The sequence below is a fragment of the Lujinxingia vulgaris genome (genome assembly GCF_007997005.1).
In the GTDB taxonomy this organism is placed as follows: domain Bacteria; phylum Myxococcota_A; class Bradymonadia; order Bradymonadales; family Bradymonadaceae; genus Lujinxingia.
Map to the genome: position 1 here is coordinate 29,396 of NZ_VOSL01000031.1, position 15,098 is coordinate 44,493.

The window sequence follows — 15,098 nt, forward strand, 5'->3', positions numbered from 1 at the left end:
GAGATAGACGAAGTCGTGTGATTATGCGGGTAAGCGCCGATCGTAAGCGCCGACCGAGAGATAGACGAAGTCGTGTGATTATGCGGTGTCGAAGTCGTTATGGAGTCAAGGTGGAGTAGAGCAGCGGGGTGTATTGACCGCAAGGTCAGCTTCGATCGGAAAACCCGTACTCCGATCGTCAGGGGGAGAGAAGAGACGAGGCGAAACGTGTGTGTATTCAATCGTCGCAAAGACCGCTTGTTTCGCGGCGGATCGCGGGTTTCTGTCGGTCGAGAAGGGCGCTGGCATCGACTGTGCAAACGTAAGAGGGCATCGACGTTTCGCAAACGTGGAGCGGGCCGGAGCGATGATGCAGGGCGCTCGACTCCCAGACTTGAGAATGAGGATGATGATGCACGCGATGATGATGAGACGGCTGGTGATGATGTTGCTTGCCGGTGGCCTGGTGGCGACCGGACCTCTGGGGTGCTCCGATACGCCGGAGGATCCGCAGATCGAAGATGACCAGGACGCCGACGCCGATCCGGACGCCGGTGAGGAGGACGCCGGCGACGAGGACGCCGAAGCTCCGGACGCCGACGCCGAAGACCCGATCGAGCAGGCGGCGATGCCGCTGCGGGTGAAGATCCTCAACAAGGCGGGGCTTCCGGTGGAGGGGGCCGAGGTGCGCTATGGCGAGGAGGTGCTCCTCAGCGATGTGGCCGGTGAAGTTGTGCTCAGCGCGCCGGAAGACGCGCTGCGCTTCCTGGCGCAGGTGGAGGCCGAGGGGTATGCGCCCTCGAGTCTCGACTACCCCGTTCAAGAGGCCGAGGAGGGGGCTGAGGCGCATGCGATCCTGCGCCTGCTGCCGCTCGGGCCTGTGCAGGTCTTCAACCATGATGCCGAGGCCGTCATCTCGCGGGGGCGCGTGCGGGTGCGCCTTCCGGCCAACAGCCTGGTCGATGGCGCGGGCAACCCGGTGAGTGGGGAGGTGGAGGCGACGATCGCCTCGCTCGACCCGACCACCGAGGACGCGCGCTTTATGCCGGGGCCGCTCATCGGGCTTCCGGAAGGCGGCGGGGAAGAGACGCCGATTCTGAGCGTGATGATGGCGGACATCTCCTTCTGGCAGGGTGGCGAGAAGCTGCAGCTGGCCGAGGGTCAGCTGGCGCGTGTGGAGTTTGCGATTCCCGAGGCGCTGGAGGCCTATGAGGCCGGCGACGCCATCGAGTTCTGGCATTTTGACCTCTCGCAGGCCCGCTGGGTGCAGGAGGGCGAGTGCGCTGTGACTGAGGCGGGGAGCCGACTTCTGGCGGAGTGCGATGCCTCGCACTTCAGCTGGTGGAACGCCGACAAGCCCGTCTCTCTGCGCAACTGCGTCAACATCACGGTCGTCGACGCGAACTCCGGTGAGCCTATCCCCGGGGCGACGGTGCAGGGCGATGGCCTGGACTTTGAGGGGGCGCTGGTCGGCTCGGGTCTCACCGATGCCGATGGCCAGGCCTGCATGGACTTCCTGCTCGACGGCACGCTGAATGTGGGCGCCTACCACGCCGACTACCTCTACCAGGCCGATGGACCGGTGACGGTGAGTGGCAGCGATGTTCCCGCGAGTTGCTCTGGCGAGGGTGAGGGCGAGTGCGTTGAGGTCACCGTGGAGCTACTCGATCGTGGAACCTGCCTCAGCGGTGAGGTGCTCGACGGTGAGGATGCGCCGGTCGAAGGCGCCACGGTGTACGCGGTCTACGATGGCGCGGTGGGCGCGCAGTTCTTCTCGGCGGTCAGCGACAGCGAGGGCGGCTACTGCATCGAGGTTCCGCTCGATGCGGAGCTGGAGCTGAGCGCGCTCGACGGTCAGGGGCAGGTGGCGTCCGGCGTGGCGAGCACGGTGGGCGCTGCGGCGGCCGAATGTGGCGAGGAGGGGTGTGCCGAAGCCGATGCGCTTGTGCTGGGCTCGGGTGAGACGGCGTGCCTGCAGAGCTCGGTGTCGCTCAACGGGTGGACAACGCCTGCGCCCGGCGTGCCGGTGTATGTGTATTCGAGCTACCCGGCGCGAAGCTGTGATCCGGGCATGGACGATCCCTTCACCTGGGGGCCGGTGGTCGCGCATACAGTGACCGACGCGATGGGCAACTGGGCGCTGAATGTGCCGATGAGCCTGGCGGGCATGGTCTACGTCAGCGTGGGTTCCTGCCATAGCGGGCTGGGGGCGCAGTGTCTGAACCAGGACCGCATCATGCCGGTGCATCTCGAGGAAATTCCCGGCTCCATCGACTCGGGGCGTTGCCAGCAGACGCATCCTTCGCCGCTCGATGAGCAGTGCCTCTCGGAGTGAGTGAGGTGGGGGAGGAGCGCTGCGGTGCTCCTCCCCTGAACTTCAGCGTGGTACGCGCTAGTGCTGCCGCGTGTTGCCCCCGATCGCTCTTGGCGGTCGGGGTTTTTTGATGGTGCGCATCCTCAAAGACCATCTGCAGCCCCTTTTCTTTTGGCTTGAAAGTACTTCCGAACGCGTTTTGCGTTGGTGCCTGCGTCTTCAGAAGTGTTCCGAAAGCAACTTTCAGGTGCGTTTGTCGTTTCGGGAGTGTTCCGAAGGCAACTTTCAGGTGCGTTTGTCGTTTCGGGAGTGTTCCGAAGGCAACTTTCAGGTGCGTTTGTCGTTTCGGGAGTGGTCTGAGAGTCGTCTGCACCTGCATTCGTGTCGTCGGAAGTGTTCTGAAGGTTGTTGGCAATCGCGCCGGCGATCTCCGGGGCGCGACGAGGTTAGTGATCACTACAGGTTTTGTCAGCGGGGCTCCGGAGGGCGGCGTACACCCGCAGATGCCCTCCGCTGTCCTTCGGCAAATCGCGTTGACACTCGCTGAAGTCAGCGCCTAACGTCCCGGCCATGCTGGTGCTCTCTCGGAGACCTGATGCAGGTTCACTGAGGGACGAGGTTCGCCAACAACGATATGTGTTGTGTGTTTGGCGGGCTAACAGGGAATCCGGTTCAAGGCCGGAGCTGCCCCGCAGCGGTACTTGAGAACGACCTCCACATCGGACGCACTGGTCCTCGCGGGGCCGGGAAGCGGTGGACAGTAGGCACACGCCCCCGTGAGGCGGGCGAATCGCTCAAAAGCCCGAAGACCTGCCAGCATCCGATTCAGGGAGAGACATCCCGGATCGGTTTGACCTGGTCGCGCCGTGGGAGCGCTTCCGGTCCACCTCAGAGCGCCTCTTTGTGCGGACCCCCTCCCTGTTTCTGGCGCGTTCTTCTTCGCTCGTTTCTCTCGCCGCCGGGATTGCACCGATCGCAGGCCAGTTGCTCCATCTTCATCGCGACCTGCGCCCCTGTGCTGGCCCGCTTCAAGGGCCGGCGGTCCCGAGTGTCGATATCGGGACTGCGTCTCGTAAGCAGCGAGTTCACCGACTGTAGTGACGCCTGTGGAGGTCTATGATGTCCGAACTCACCGCGCCCGCCTCGTCCCCGGGCAGCGCCGCGCTTCTGCGCGAACTCAACACCTACGTCCTTGCTGAGCCTCATCCTTTTGTCGTGGATCTGGCCCGCTCGGAGGGCATGTATCTGGCGACGCTGGAGGGGAAACGCCTCTTTGACTGGGCCGGATACTACGGTGCCAAGCTCATCGCTCATAACCACCCCGGCCTCTATGAAGCGGAGTACACGCGGCGCCTGGTCGTGGCTGCGAACAATAAAATCGCCAACCCGGATTTTCTCACCCCCGAGTGTCTGGCGTACTACCGCACCCTGCATCAGCTTGGTCCACGCTGTATGCAGAATCCGGGGCTGGAAGTCTACGCGGTGAACTCCGGTGCGGAGGCCGTCGAGAATATGATGAAGTACCTCATCAACCTTCATCATCAGCGTCTGCTTTCGGAGGGCAAAACGCCTCGCGCTCGGCGTTTTGTGTACTTTGATCAGGCCTTCCACGGCCGCACTGTGTTTGCCCTCAATGTCACGCGGGTCTCTCATGATCCGGTGATGACCAAAGACTTTCAGGGGCTGGTTCCAGGGAACCTGCAGGTGCCCTTCCCGGCCATCGACACCAGTGAGACGCCGGCACAGAACCAGGAGCGAGTTGAGCGCTGTCTGACGATTCTGGAGAACCTCTTTGAGCACTACTGTGATGAGATCGTCGCCGTGATCGTCGAGCCTATTCAGGGGGCCGGTGGTCATCGTGTGGCTCCGCGCTCGTTCTTTCAGAGACTCTCTGCGCTCTGCCATGCCCGTCAGATTCCTCTGGCGTTTGATGAGGTTCAGACCGCCGGCGGGGCCACCGGGACCTTTTTCACCATTGATGCTTTTGATTTGCCCCACCCCCCGCAGGCCGTGGCCAGCGGTAAGAAGCTGGGCAACGGGGTGGTCTACATGCTCAACCGCATGGATGACCTCGGGGTGCTCGACTCCACCTGGGGGGGGACGCTGGCGGATATGGTGCGTTTTGTTCAGGAGTACGCCATCGTGCAGCGTGAGGGGCTCATCGAGAAGGTCCCGGCGCTGGGCGCGTCGCTGGTGGAGATGCTCCAGGGGCTGGCCGATCGCTTCCCAGAGCTGATGTACAACGTGCGGGGCTATGGCCTCTACCAGGGCTTCTCGATGCGGACCCCCGGGCTCAAGCAGATGTTGATTCGTCGTGCCCGCGACCGTGAGAACCTCCTGCTCCTGGGTGCCGGGGCCGATACCGTTCGTCTGCGTCCTCACCTCAACGTCAGTGAAGAAGACATCGCGACCCTGGGAGCGATGCTGGAACGTCTGCTGCAAGACCTGAGTTGAGAGCACGGTGGGCGCCCCCGGTGCAAAGCCGGGGGCGCCGATCGGTCCTCCTCAACATCCGTCCGGTCAGAGGGGACTGTGAGCGGCGGCGTCTTTGCGCAGCTCGTTGAGGCAGCGCGCCCGTTGAGGCAGCGCGCCTGGCACCCGAATGAAAGGTCGCGTAGCCACGCTTGCTCGGCGCGAGTGATTCGAGTAGAGCGCGGCAGGTCGCGCGCTGCGCGATGTCACATCGTACCCATTGAGGCTGAGGTGCAGGGTGAAAAGCGCGCTTCGACATTCCTGGGCGCTCCTGGTGGGGATCGCGCTGATCATGCTGGGAAACGGCCTGCAGACGAGCCTTCTGGGGCTTCGTGCCTCGATCGAGGGCTTTAGCACCGGGGCGACCGGCGCGATCATGTCGGCCTTTTATGTGGGCTTTCTGGCGGGCTCCACGCTCACGCCGAAGATCGTCAAAAATGTGGGGCATATCCGCGTCTTTGCGGCGTGGTCGTCGATGGCCTCGGCGGCGATCCTGCTGCACGGGCTCATTCTTGAGCCGTGGTTCTGGGGGCTGATGCGTCTGGTGACCGGCTTCTGTTATGCGGGCGTCTATGTGGTGGCCGAGAGCTGGCTCAACGATCGGGCGGATAACCGCACCCGGGGCCAACTTCTCTCGCTTTATATGGTGGTGCAGTACGTGGGGTTGAGCGGGGGGCAACTTCTGCTCAACGTGGGGTCGCCGGCGGAGCTCGTGCTCTTTGTGCTGACCTCGGTGCTGATCTCGCTGGCGCTGGTGCCGATCTCATTGACCACCAGCGCGCCCCAGCCCACCGAAGACCAGGAGCGCCTGAGCCCGCGCGCCCTCTGGAAGCTCTCGCCGCTGGGGGTGATGGCGTGCGCGGGGGCCGGACTCTCCACCGGCGCGTTGCTGGGGATGGGCGCGGTATTCGGGGAGGAGGTCGGTCTCTCGGTCGGTGAGATCTCCATCTTTATGGCGATGTTGATCGCGGGCGCGGCGATGTTGCAGTTTCCCATCGGGAGGCTCAGCGACCGCCTGCCGCGGCGCGCGGTCATCGTGCTCACCAGCGCGCTGAGTGTGGCCGTGGCGCTCATTGCCTGGGTCATGATGGGGCGCAGCGCGGCGCTGACCCTGGGGCTGATCTTTCTGGTCGGCGGCTTCTCGATGCCGGTCTACGCGCTGGGAATGGCGCACGCCAACGATCACCTGCGCCCGGGTCAGCGTGTGGCGGCGAGTAGCACGCTGGTGCTGGTCTTCGGGGTGGGGGCGACGGCGGGGCCGGTGGGGGTGGCCGCGCTGATGGATACGATGGGACCGGGGGGCTTTTATGTGGGCGTGGCGGTGATTCAGGCTGCGATTGGTTTCTTTGCCCTCTACCGCACCACCCGGCGCGAGGGGGTGGGCGCCGGGCAGCAGAAACCCTATCGCCCGGTGGTGGGAGGGCGGCCTTTCTGGCGACGGCGTCCCTAAGTTCGCGGCCTTACTGGCAGAGCGCGCTGCGTTTGTCTGGCGTCGGAAGCTTTGCCACAAAGGGGCCATGCTGCCCCGGAGGGGGTGTGGACCTGCTAGACGAGATGTTTCCATAAGGGAGATGCGATGAACTGGATGAAGACGATGCGTTTGAGCGTGATGGTGCTCCTGACCAGCGGGTTGATCGCCGGCTGTAGCTCGGACCCCAACGTCGATGATCCGGCCGATGTGGGGCAGGAGGATGTGTTGCCTGATGAAGATGCCTCCGACGCTGGCGATGTCGATGAGCAAGACGTCTGCCTGGCGCTGCCCTCCTGCGAAGAAGGGTTTGAAGAGGTCGACAGCTGCGAAGGCTTGGAGCCCTGCGACGAAGTCACGCTCTGCGGCACGACGATCCTCTGCGCCGAAGAAGGCAGCTGCACCGAGGTGCCCGTCTGCGGTGCGGAAGAAGCCGAAGTGGAGAGTTGCAACGGTTACGCGGCCGAAGACTGCGACGCGGTGGAAGCCTGCGGCGAACAGGTGCTCTGCGTGCCGCAGGACGCCACCTGTGATGCGGATCTTGCCGGCTGCGGTGAGACGCTCACCAAAGTGGAGAGCTGCGAGGGGATCGACGGGTGCATTGAGTTGAGCGCTTGCGGTGAAACCTACGGCTGCGCGCCCGAGGTCGATACCTGCGACGCCGAGCCGGTCTGCGACGCTGGCGAGGTTGAGGTCGACAGCTGCGATGGTCTCGATGAGTGCCGCGAGGTGACGATGTGCGGCGACACGATCCTGTGCGCCCCCGAGGTCACCGACCCCTGCGATCCGGCCGGCTACACCTGCCCGGACGGTCTGGAGGCGGTCGCCGGAGAAGATTGCACCGTCGATCTGGGGCCGGACAGCGACCGGATGTGCTTCACCGTCGAGATCTGCCCGGACGTCAACGTCTTCTGCCGCGGCCCGGTGGTGGACTGCACCACCGATTACGACATCTGCCCGGCGGGCTACACCTCGCGCGAAGACTGCGATGATGCCACCCGGGAGTGCGGCATCACGCTGGTGTGCGACGACATCGGCGGCTGTGAGGCCGACGCGCTTTAAGACGCCTCTCTCGATCTCCACGCGGTTTGGAGGTCTGAAGGGTGATGTGAAGAAGGGCGGCCCGTTGAGGGGCCGCCCTTTTTTGATGTCGGGGCGCAAAGGAGTGCTCTGTACGGGCGGCATGAACTTCCGACGTGATCCTTGCGACAGCTTGCCACCTTGCACCCGGCGCAATTTCTGCGAAGGTATCGCGCAATGCGACGCGAGGGTCGCGGCGCAAGCAGGTTAATCGACGCACGAGGCAGACGATGAGCGGTGAGATGTTGCCGGTGTTAAAGCTGGCCAAATACGCGGGGCTGATGCTCTTTGCGGCCGGCGCGGCGCTGACCTTTCTTGGCGAGGGGGAGCGCCTGCGCCAGCGGGCGGCCTATGTGGTGGCCGCCCCCGGCTATATGGCGACCTGGGGTGGCGGGATGGTGATGGTGGGTTTTTACAACCACGCGCTCTTCAGCGGCTGGATCGTCGTGACATTCTTGCTGATGACGGCGGTGATGAACGCCGTGATGTGGTCAGCAGCGGCCGAGGGCAGACGGAGCGCGGCGCTGGCACTTGTCAGCGCGCTGGCGCTGGTGGGATGCGTGGGGCTGATGGTGTTTCGGCCCTTCTGAGCAGGTTTAAGCGGGTGATCTGAGGCCGCGGTCTTAACAGGCAGTGAGGCAAGACATGAAGCTAGTTTCGCTCAAAACATTCGGGCTCATCGAAGGGCTCTCGATGGTGGTGCTGCTCTTTGTGGCGATGCCCATGAAGTATGTGTGGGATCAGCCCCAGATGGTGCGTGTGGTGGGGATGGCCCACGGGGTGTTGTTCATGATCTTTGTGGCGTGGGTGCTCGTGGAGGCGTTTCGCACGAAGTGGACGCTGGAGAAGACCGCAGGAGCGCTGGCGGCGTCGGTGATTCCCTTTGCGCCTTTTGTGGTGGATCTCTCGTCGGGGGCGGCGGAGCGTGGGGAGGAGGCGGTGGGTTGAGGGGGGCGCCGGGGTTCGCGGTGAGGGACGGTTTGTGCGGAGGGGCGGAAGGGCGCGTGTTGGGGTTATGTGGTTATGTGGTTGCGGGACGCCGAGTGTTGCGACGTGGGTCGATTCGTGTGGGCGGTTGGGGGTTCGCGTGTTGGGGTTATCTGGTTGTGGTTGTGGGGCGCGGAGTTTTACGGGGTGGGGCGATTCGTGTGGGCGGTTGGGGTTTGAGGGGTGGTTGGGCCGCCCGGCCGAGCTGACCGAGAGATGGACATCGGTCAGCATAACTGCGGGTGAAACACAGGATGGGCGCGATTCTGTATGTGCGACAAAAGGGATGTTTACTCTTCGGGGGCGTAGCGCATAAGCAGCGCGTTGGAGACAACCGGGATTTGACCTTTTGCGGTGTGCAGACGGGCTTGTCGCTTAAAAGGGTCTGGGACAACGACAACCTTGTAAGAGGCGTACTCTTCTGTCAGCTCGACGGTGAGAGGGAGGCGAAAGCCACGGTCACGCTCCCAATCGTAGATGACCCACCCGTCGACAAGGGGAGGCATGGAGGGGGGCTCGAGCAGAAACATGTCGATCACTTCTTCATTGCGCAGCACGTAATAGAGGTTCTGACCGGTTGTATAGGTGTCCATAATTTCGCCATTAATGGTGAAAAAGTCGAACATGACTTCGCGCCGGGGGCTGTCGAAGGCGCGCGTGAGATGGCCGGCGGGGATCGGATTCATCCACGACCACTGAGTCCAGTCAAAGATGTCGGTGGGCGGGGCGAGAAAGGCATAGTCGAGTTCGCCCACGTAGCCACCGGCTGCGGTGTTTTCCCAGACAACAGCTTCGTTCTGACGATCCTCGACTTCGGCATGAGGATAAAAGAAGTAACTTCCATAATAGATTGTATAGGTTCGATGATACGCCGCTCCCCCCTCGAAAAAAAAGCGTTGGTCTTCAGCGGGTTGCCAGACAGGTAAGACGAGAAGTTGAACATTGTACGTGCCTTTCTCTGGAAAGGCCCAGGGTGGGATCACGAACGTAGAGTTGAAGTACGTATAGGGTTCGCGATAGATGGTTTGGACGGTTGAGTAGTCGCTCTCAGGCCAGGATTCGATTTCCTCCATCGAGGGAAAGGAAGGGCCTTCAACTTCGATGTATCGAATGGGTAACGGTCGCCCTTCATGAAGGGCGACGACCTGAAACTCGCCGGGAAGCCAGAAATAACGATCACTCTGGACGGTGGCGCTGTCGATCACGACATACTCACCTTCATAGAGCATCATCTCACGATTAAAAGGAACGGTGGCGATGTGTGGGCGGGAGCTTTGAGCACTGTGCTGGAGTGCGTCGTTGCAAGTCGGGTCCTCACACTCGTAGATTTCTTCGAGACCTTCCTGGTAAAACTCCGGGCCGACGGGCTTGATGAACTCTTCTTCTGTATCCGGTGAATTGCCTGTGTCCGGGCTGTCAGGTGCAACGTCCGGCTCATCAACCCGTATAGGTGGTGGCGTTTCATGGGTGCTGCCACATGCGCTTATTGCCAGCAAAGTAAATGCAAGGGCTAACGTCGTTGGGGGCAGAGCGCGCATAGGCTTCTCGGTGGTAAGATTAGAAGGCTCGCCGCGGGCAGCTAGCGCTCGCGGCGAGCCGAGGTGTATCGGTGATTTTATAGCGTCAATGCGTTAACCGGGGCAGTCCGCATAGGCGGCGCCGTTGGTTTTGACGTTATCTTTGTCTTCCTCATTCGGTGTGCCGAATTCAAACAACGCATTGCCTTTGGTGCACGACTCGGTGTTGTTTGCGGGAGTGTTGGCGCTGGCCACTTTCACGAAGGAGAGGTCAAGGGCACGAGCGTTGTTGGCAGACGTGATTCGGTAGGCGATTTGCGGCTGGGTCTGTGTGGCGGCGAAGACGTTCATCTCAAGCGATAAGGTCTCGGCCGTGGAGCAGGAGCGCTCCCAGGTGATGGGAGTTGTGCCAGCGACTACGTAGGTGCAGGGCGCCACGTTGTACTGGTAGCAATTGGTGACGTTTTTGATCTGGGCGTAGGCTTCGCTGTTGTAGACCGCGTCCGGATAACCTACGTAGAAGGGGCTGTAGAACTTGTTGAGGTCGGCGCGCCAGGCGCCGGAGCTGGTGAAAAGCGTGGCGCTGTCAACGAGTTGGGTGAGAGGGTTGAGGTTGAAGGCAGTGATGGGCGGGCTGTTGAGCGTATTGACCTGAGCGAGCTGGGTGCTGTTGAGCTTGCTGTAGTCGATATCGTAGTCGTGAAAGCGATCGGGGTTGATGTACTGGGCGGTCATGTCGACGCCATCAATGTAGATGCGTCCCTTCTCGTCGGTGAGGGCGTCGTAAATGAAGACGCCTGTGGAGGTGTCGAGGAGGTAATCACCATCGGATTTGATGGTGGAGCCTTCGACGCTGAGGAAGAAGGTGGTGGTCTGCACGTCCACACCCAGGAGTGTGGAGAGGGTGTCGAGGTAGTCTTCTTCGGACTTATAATGTCCCTGGCCAGGGGCGGTGGGGATGACGCCGTTATTGAGGGCGTCGGCGTCGATGCGGATGTTAAAGTCCACTCCGGGCTCTTTGGCCGCCTGGATGGAGCGCCAGCCGGGGTTGGCTACCGTGTCTTGCCAGAGGCTGGCGTTGCCGGCGTCGATAAAGTCGGTCGTGAAGAGGCATTGGGTGCCGGAGGCCTGAGCCACGGTGCCAACAGCCTCGGTCGGTGTCGGGTGCTCTACGTTGGTGTCACCACACGCCCCCCCCCCCGAAAAGGGTAAGGGTCGCGGCGAGCGAAAAGCCGGTGAAGCGTTTTGAATCGAACATCATTGAGTCTCCATAAAGACATGGTTATCCCGTTACCATGCTACCCTTAGCACGGTTTCCGAATCCACCTCCCCCACGCGGAGAGTGCGAATTATAAAGTCAGGCTAGCGAGGTGATGACGGTGGTGTCAAATTCGATTGGGTGAGGTTTACATTGGTTTACTCTGAAGGGGGTTCGCGGTGTGGGGCGGCTCGTGTGGGCGGCTGAGGGTTCGCGTGTTGGGGTTATGTGGTTGTGGGACGCCGCGTTTTGCGGGGTGGGTCGATTCGTGTGGGCGGCTGAGGGTTCGCGTGTTGTGGTTAGGTGGTTGAGGGGTTGGGTGGTTGTGGGGCGCCGAGTTTTGCGGGGTGGGTGGATTCGTGTGGGCGGCCGGGGTTTGAGGGGAGGTTAGGATAGGGGAGATTATGAAAAAGGCGACCCGTTCGGGTCGCCTTTTTTTAATGTTTACAGGGGGATATGTGTCATGGTGTTAATCGGTTTTGGAGGCTTCGGCGCTTTCGCTCGCGGAGCTGTCGGTGCTTGTGTCGGGGTGGGCGGCGAGTGGGTTGTTTGAGGCGCCGAGGCGGTCCAGGACAAAGGCGTAGGTGAAGGCGGTCTCGCGGAAGTAAGCGTAGCGGCCCGAGGCGCCGCCGTGGCCGGCGCCCATATTGGTTTGCAGCAGGGTGAGGTTGTCGTCGGTGCGGGTGTGGCGCAGGCGGGCGACCCATTTGGCGGGTTCCCAGTAGTGGACGCGGGGGTCGTTGAGGCCGGCGGTGACCAGCAGGTGGGGGTAGGCCTGGGCGGTGACGTTGTCGTAGGGGGAGTAGGCGAAGATGGTCTCAAAGGCCTCGGGGGTGTTGGGGTTTCCCCACTCGGTGTACTCGACGACGGTCAGGGGGAGGGAGGCGTCGAGCATGGTGTTGATGACGTCGACGAAGGGAACGTCGGCGACGGCGGCTTCGAAGAGGTCGGGGCGCTGGTTGAGGACGGCGCCGATGAGCAGGCCGCCGGCGGAGCCACCGTTGATGGCCAGGCGCTCGGGGGATGTGTAGCCGGTCTCAATCAGGTGCTCGGCGCTGGCGATGAAGTCGGTGAAGGTGTTTTGTTTGCTGGCGAGTTTGCCGTCGAGGTACCACTGCCGGCCCATTTCGCCGCCGCCTCGGATGTGCGCGATGGCGAAGATCACGCCGCGCTCTAAGAGCGAGATGCGGGAGGCGGAGAAGTAGGGATCGTAGTTCATGCCGTAGGCCCCGTAGCCCAGCAAAAAGAGGGGATGGGAGCCGTCGAGTGCAATGCCCTTTTTGTGGACGATGGAGATGGGGACCTGCGCGCCATCGGGGGAGGTGGCGTAGATGCGGCTGCTCTCGTAGAGGTCGCGGTCATAGTGGTGGACGGTGGTCTCTTTTTGAAGATCGAGGGACCGGGTGGGCAGCGTGTAGTCGAAGACCGAGCGCGGGGTGATGAGTGAGCTGTAGGTAAAGCGGATGGTGTCGGCCAAAAACTCGGGGTTTTCACTAAAGCGCAGCGAGTAGGTCTGCTCGGGCATGGCGATGGTGTGCTCCTCGCCGGTTTCGAGGTTGCGGGCGCGCAGGCGAGGGGAGCCGGCGTGGCGCTCTTCAAAGATCCACCAGTCTTTGAAGGTGTGGACGGCGCGAAGGAGGGTTTCGGGGCGGTGGGGGATGACCTCTTGCCAGGCGTCTTTTGAGAGGTTGTCGGTGGGGGTGCGCATCAGCTTGAAGTTGATGGCGTCTTCGTTGGTGACGATGAGCAGATCGTCGCCGTGGTGGGCGACGCTGTACTCGATGCCGGGGGCGCGGGGGGCCACCACGCGGAAGTCGTCTTCGGGGGTGTTGGCGTCGAGGATGTGTTCTTCGCCGCTGGCGTTGCTCCAGAGGGTGAGCTGCAAAAAGTCGCCGCTGCGGGTCTTGCCGACGTAGGCGTAGAAGGCCTCGTCTTCTTCGTGGAAGACGAGCTCGTGGTCGGCGTCGGGCTCATCGAGGCGCATGCGGAAGACCTTGTCGGGGCGATGCGCGCTGTCGAGGGTGGTGTAGAAGAGGGTGGTGTTGTCGTTGGCCCAGGCCACCGATGAGGTGTTCTCGATGGGGCCTGCGACGTGGGTGCCGCTCTCAATATCGAGCACGTGCAGGGCGTAGCGTTCGTTGCCGGAGGTGTCGAGGGCGTAGGCGAGCAGGCGGTGATCGTCGCTGAGCTCATAGGCGCCGAGGGCGAGGTAGTCGTGACCTTCGGCGAGCTCGTTGAGGTCGAGCAAGACCTCCTCATCGGCGTCGAGGCTGCCGCGTTTGCGGGCATAGATGGGATAATCCTGCCCCTCGACGGTGCGGGAGTAGTAAAAAAAGTCGCCGCGGCGCACGGGCACCGAGAGGTCGGTTTGATCGATGCGCGAGAGGATCTCCTGGTAGATGGACTCCTGAAGCTCCTCGGTGTGGGCCATGGCGGCTTCGGCGTAGGCGTTTTCGGCTTCCAGGTAGGCGATGGTCTCGGGGTTGTCGCGATCGCGCAGCCAGGCGTAGGGGTCGACGAGCGTGCGGCCGTGAATCTCGGTGACGCTCTCGATGCGTTGGGCGGTGGGCGGCGCGATGGCGGGTGAGGTCGCCTCTTCGGTGGGGGCGGAGTCGGCGGAGGGGGTGGGTGAGGCGCAGGCGGCAAGGCCCAGTGTGAGGGCGGCGCTAAGCGATGTGAGGCGGTGAAGGTGCATGGGGGGCTCGAGGGTTGGGGCGATTCGAAGACGTCGTGAGTTCTCAGCGTTGCAGCGGGGAGATTAGCGAGAGGTGGGAGGTGGGGACAAGGTTGGGGGGCGTGCGTTTTGTGGTTGGGTGGTTGTGTGGTTGTGTGGTTGTGGGGCGTCGGGGTTTGCGATGTGGGTCGATTCGTAATGGACGGTTGGGGTTCGCGGGTTGTGGTTGTGAGGTTGTGAGGTTGGGTGGCTGTGGGGCGTCGGGGTTTGCGATGTGGGTCGATTCGTGTGTGCCGAGCTCACTCAGGACGACGCTGACTGCGTCGCTGCGTCCTCGCGGTGGCGCTGCCACAGCTTCGTCCTGGCTCCTTGTCAGGCCTCGCCCTGAACGAGCTCGGGTTGGGGGGCGTGCGTGTTGAGGTTGCGGGGCGTCGGGGTTTGCCGGGGGTGCGTTAGGTGATCGTAAAACGATGATTCGCCGGTTCGTCTTTTTTGCTTTCGGTCGCCATAGTCGAGAAAGAACACCTGAGGATCGTCTGGGAGGTAGGCTTCCAGAGATCGTCGGGTCCCTGGCTCAGGAGAGCGTCATGGCGTCGAAGCGAGAGAAGGCACATTTGATCATTCATGGGGCGGCAAGCGCGGCAGGAGCCGTGGGTGCGGGGATGGCACAGTTGCCAGGGTCGGATAATGCGATCATTACGCCGATTCAGGTGGGCATGATCGTGGCGTTGGCGGATGTCCATGGTCAAAAAATGGAGAAGGCCGGGGCGCTGGCGGTGCTTTCATCATTGTCGGCCGGGATTGTGGGGCGTACGGCATCCCAGTTTCTGGTGGGTTGGATTCCGGGTGTGGGCAACGCTATCAACGCGGGTACCGCGTTTTCGATTACCGAGGCTATCGGATGGGCGGCGTACCGGTATTTTGATCCTGACGAAGGGTGATTCGCTGGTTGCACCCGGGGGGGATGTGCCCGAACCATGTCTGGCGTGGGGGGGGCGGCGAAGGGAGGACGCCTGGCAAGAAAACGCCGCGTGCTTGATGGGACCCCCTCGACGGGTGGGCGAGAGGCACGTGGAGCCAGTTTAGACCCCCTCGACGGGCTGGCGAGAGGCACGTGGAGCCAGTTCTGACCCCCTCGACGGGTGGGCGAGAGGCCCGGGGTGCCAGTTCTGACCCCCTCGACGGGGGGCCGAGAGGCACGTGGAGCCAGTTTTGACCCCCTCGACGCCCCGTTTGGGGTATGGGCATGCGTTTGTGGTGATGCAGGACGGGCGTTGGCGTCGGTGAGCGCCTTGCGGGGGGAGGGCTGAATCGTGTAAAGCGCGTTGCTGTATGGACATGTGTGCCTA

10 protein-coding genes and 1 riboswitch are annotated in these 15,098 nt (G+C 62.6%); of the genes, 7 read left to right on the plus strand and 3 right to left on the minus strand.

What is annotated here, in order from left to right:
- Positions 1 to 400: 400 nt before the first annotated feature.
- The 6 genes from FRC96_RS06750 (at position 401) to FRC96_RS06775 (ending at position 8,261) form a co-directional block, all read left to right on the plus strand.
- Positions 401 to 2,314, plus strand: a complete 1,914-nt coding sequence (locus FRC96_RS06750) for an MSCRAMM family protein (protein WP_146973743.1) — start codon at positions 401 to 403, stop codon at positions 2,312 to 2,314.
- Positions 2,315 to 2,897: 583 nt separating this feature from the next.
- A riboswitch (cobalamin riboswitch) is annotated at positions 2,898 to 3,125 on the plus strand.
- 287 nt (positions 3,126 to 3,412) lie between these two features.
- The gene (locus FRC96_RS06755; protein ID WP_230469954.1) at positions 3,413 to 4,747 is read left to right on the plus strand and encodes an aspartate aminotransferase family protein; all 1,335 of its coding nucleotides are present in this window, start codon (positions 3,413 to 3,415) and stop codon (positions 4,745 to 4,747) included.
- 256 nt (positions 4,748 to 5,003) lie between these two features.
- Complete coding sequence (locus FRC96_RS06760; RefSeq protein WP_146973745.1) at positions 5,004 to 6,215, plus strand: MFS transporter; 1,212 nt, start codon at positions 5,004 to 5,006, stop codon at positions 6,213 to 6,215.
- 126 nt (positions 6,216 to 6,341) lie between these two features.
- Positions 6,342 to 7,295, plus strand: a complete 954-nt coding sequence (locus tag FRC96_RS06765; protein WP_146973746.1) for a hypothetical protein — start codon at positions 6,342 to 6,344, stop codon at positions 7,293 to 7,295.
- A 248-nt stretch (positions 7,296 to 7,543) separates the two neighbouring features.
- Positions 7,544 to 7,903: a hypothetical protein gene (locus FRC96_RS06770; protein ID WP_146973747.1), complete on the plus strand. Its 360-nt coding sequence runs from the start codon at positions 7,544 to 7,546 to the stop codon at positions 7,901 to 7,903.
- A gap of 55 nt (positions 7,904 to 7,958) precedes the next feature.
- On the plus strand, positions 7,959 to 8,261 hold the full coding sequence (locus FRC96_RS06775; RefSeq protein ID WP_146973748.1) for a DUF3817 domain-containing protein: 303 nt from the start codon (positions 7,959 to 7,961) through the stop codon (positions 8,259 to 8,261).
- 329 nt (positions 8,262 to 8,590) lie between these two features.
- Here FRC96_RS06775 and FRC96_RS06780 read toward each other — a convergent pair whose 3' ends face one another.
- The 3 genes from FRC96_RS06780 to FRC96_RS06790 form a co-directional block, all read right to left on the minus strand.
- Positions 8,591 to 9,838 carry a hypothetical protein gene (locus FRC96_RS06780; protein ID WP_146973749.1) on the minus strand — a complete coding sequence of 416 codons (1,248 nt, stop codon included), beginning with the start codon at positions 9,836 to 9,838 and terminating at the stop codon, positions 8,591 to 8,593.
- Positions 9,839 to 9,931: 93 nt separating this feature from the next.
- Positions 9,932 to 10,954, minus strand: a complete 1,023-nt coding sequence (locus FRC96_RS06785) for a hypothetical protein (RefSeq protein ID WP_146973750.1) — start codon at positions 10,952 to 10,954, stop codon at positions 9,932 to 9,934.
- A gap of 590 nt (positions 10,955 to 11,544) precedes the next feature.
- Positions 11,545 to 13,770 (minus strand): S9 family peptidase, encoded by a 2,226-nt coding sequence (locus tag FRC96_RS06790; RefSeq protein ID WP_146973751.1) that lies wholly within the window; start codon positions 13,768 to 13,770, stop codon positions 11,545 to 11,547.
- A 566-nt stretch (positions 13,771 to 14,336) separates the two neighbouring features.
- On the opposite strand from FRC96_RS06790, the gene FRC96_RS06795 reads away from it, so the two are divergent.
- On the plus strand, positions 14,337 to 14,690 hold the full coding sequence (locus FRC96_RS06795; protein ID WP_146973752.1) for a hypothetical protein: 354 nt from the start codon (positions 14,337 to 14,339) through the stop codon (positions 14,688 to 14,690).
- Positions 14,691 to 15,098 lie beyond the last annotated feature (408 nt).

Excerpts from the sequence above, each read along its gene's own strand:
- FRC96_RS06770 (WP_146973747.1), top strand. The coding sequence starts at position 7,544 with ATGAGCGGTGAGATGTTGCCGGTGTTAAAGCTGGCCAAATACGCGGGG.
- FRC96_RS06775 (WP_146973748.1), top strand. The coding sequence starts at position 7,959 with ATGAAGCTAGTTTCGCTCAAAACATTCGGGCTCATCGAAGGGCTCTCG.
- FRC96_RS06780 (WP_146973749.1), bottom strand. The coding sequence starts at position 9,838 with ATGCGCGCTCTGCCCCCAACGACGTTAGCCCTTGCATTTACTTTGCTG.
- FRC96_RS06795 (WP_146973752.1), top strand. The coding sequence starts at position 14,337 with ATGGCGTCGAAGCGAGAGAAGGCACATTTGATCATTCATGGGGCGGCA.
- FRC96_RS06750 (WP_146973743.1), top strand. The coding sequence starts at position 401 with ATGATGATGAGACGGCTGGTGATGATGTTGCTTGCCGGTGGCCTGGTG.
- FRC96_RS06765 (WP_146973746.1), top strand. The coding sequence starts at position 6,342 with ATGAACTGGATGAAGACGATGCGTTTGAGCGTGATGGTGCTCCTGACC.
- FRC96_RS06790 (WP_146973751.1), bottom strand. The coding sequence starts at position 13,770 with ATGCACCTTCACCGCCTCACATCGCTTAGCGCCGCCCTCACACTGGGC.
- FRC96_RS06755 (WP_230469954.1), top strand. The coding sequence starts at position 3,413 with ATGTCCGAACTCACCGCGCCCGCCTCGTCCCCGGGCAGCGCCGCGCTT.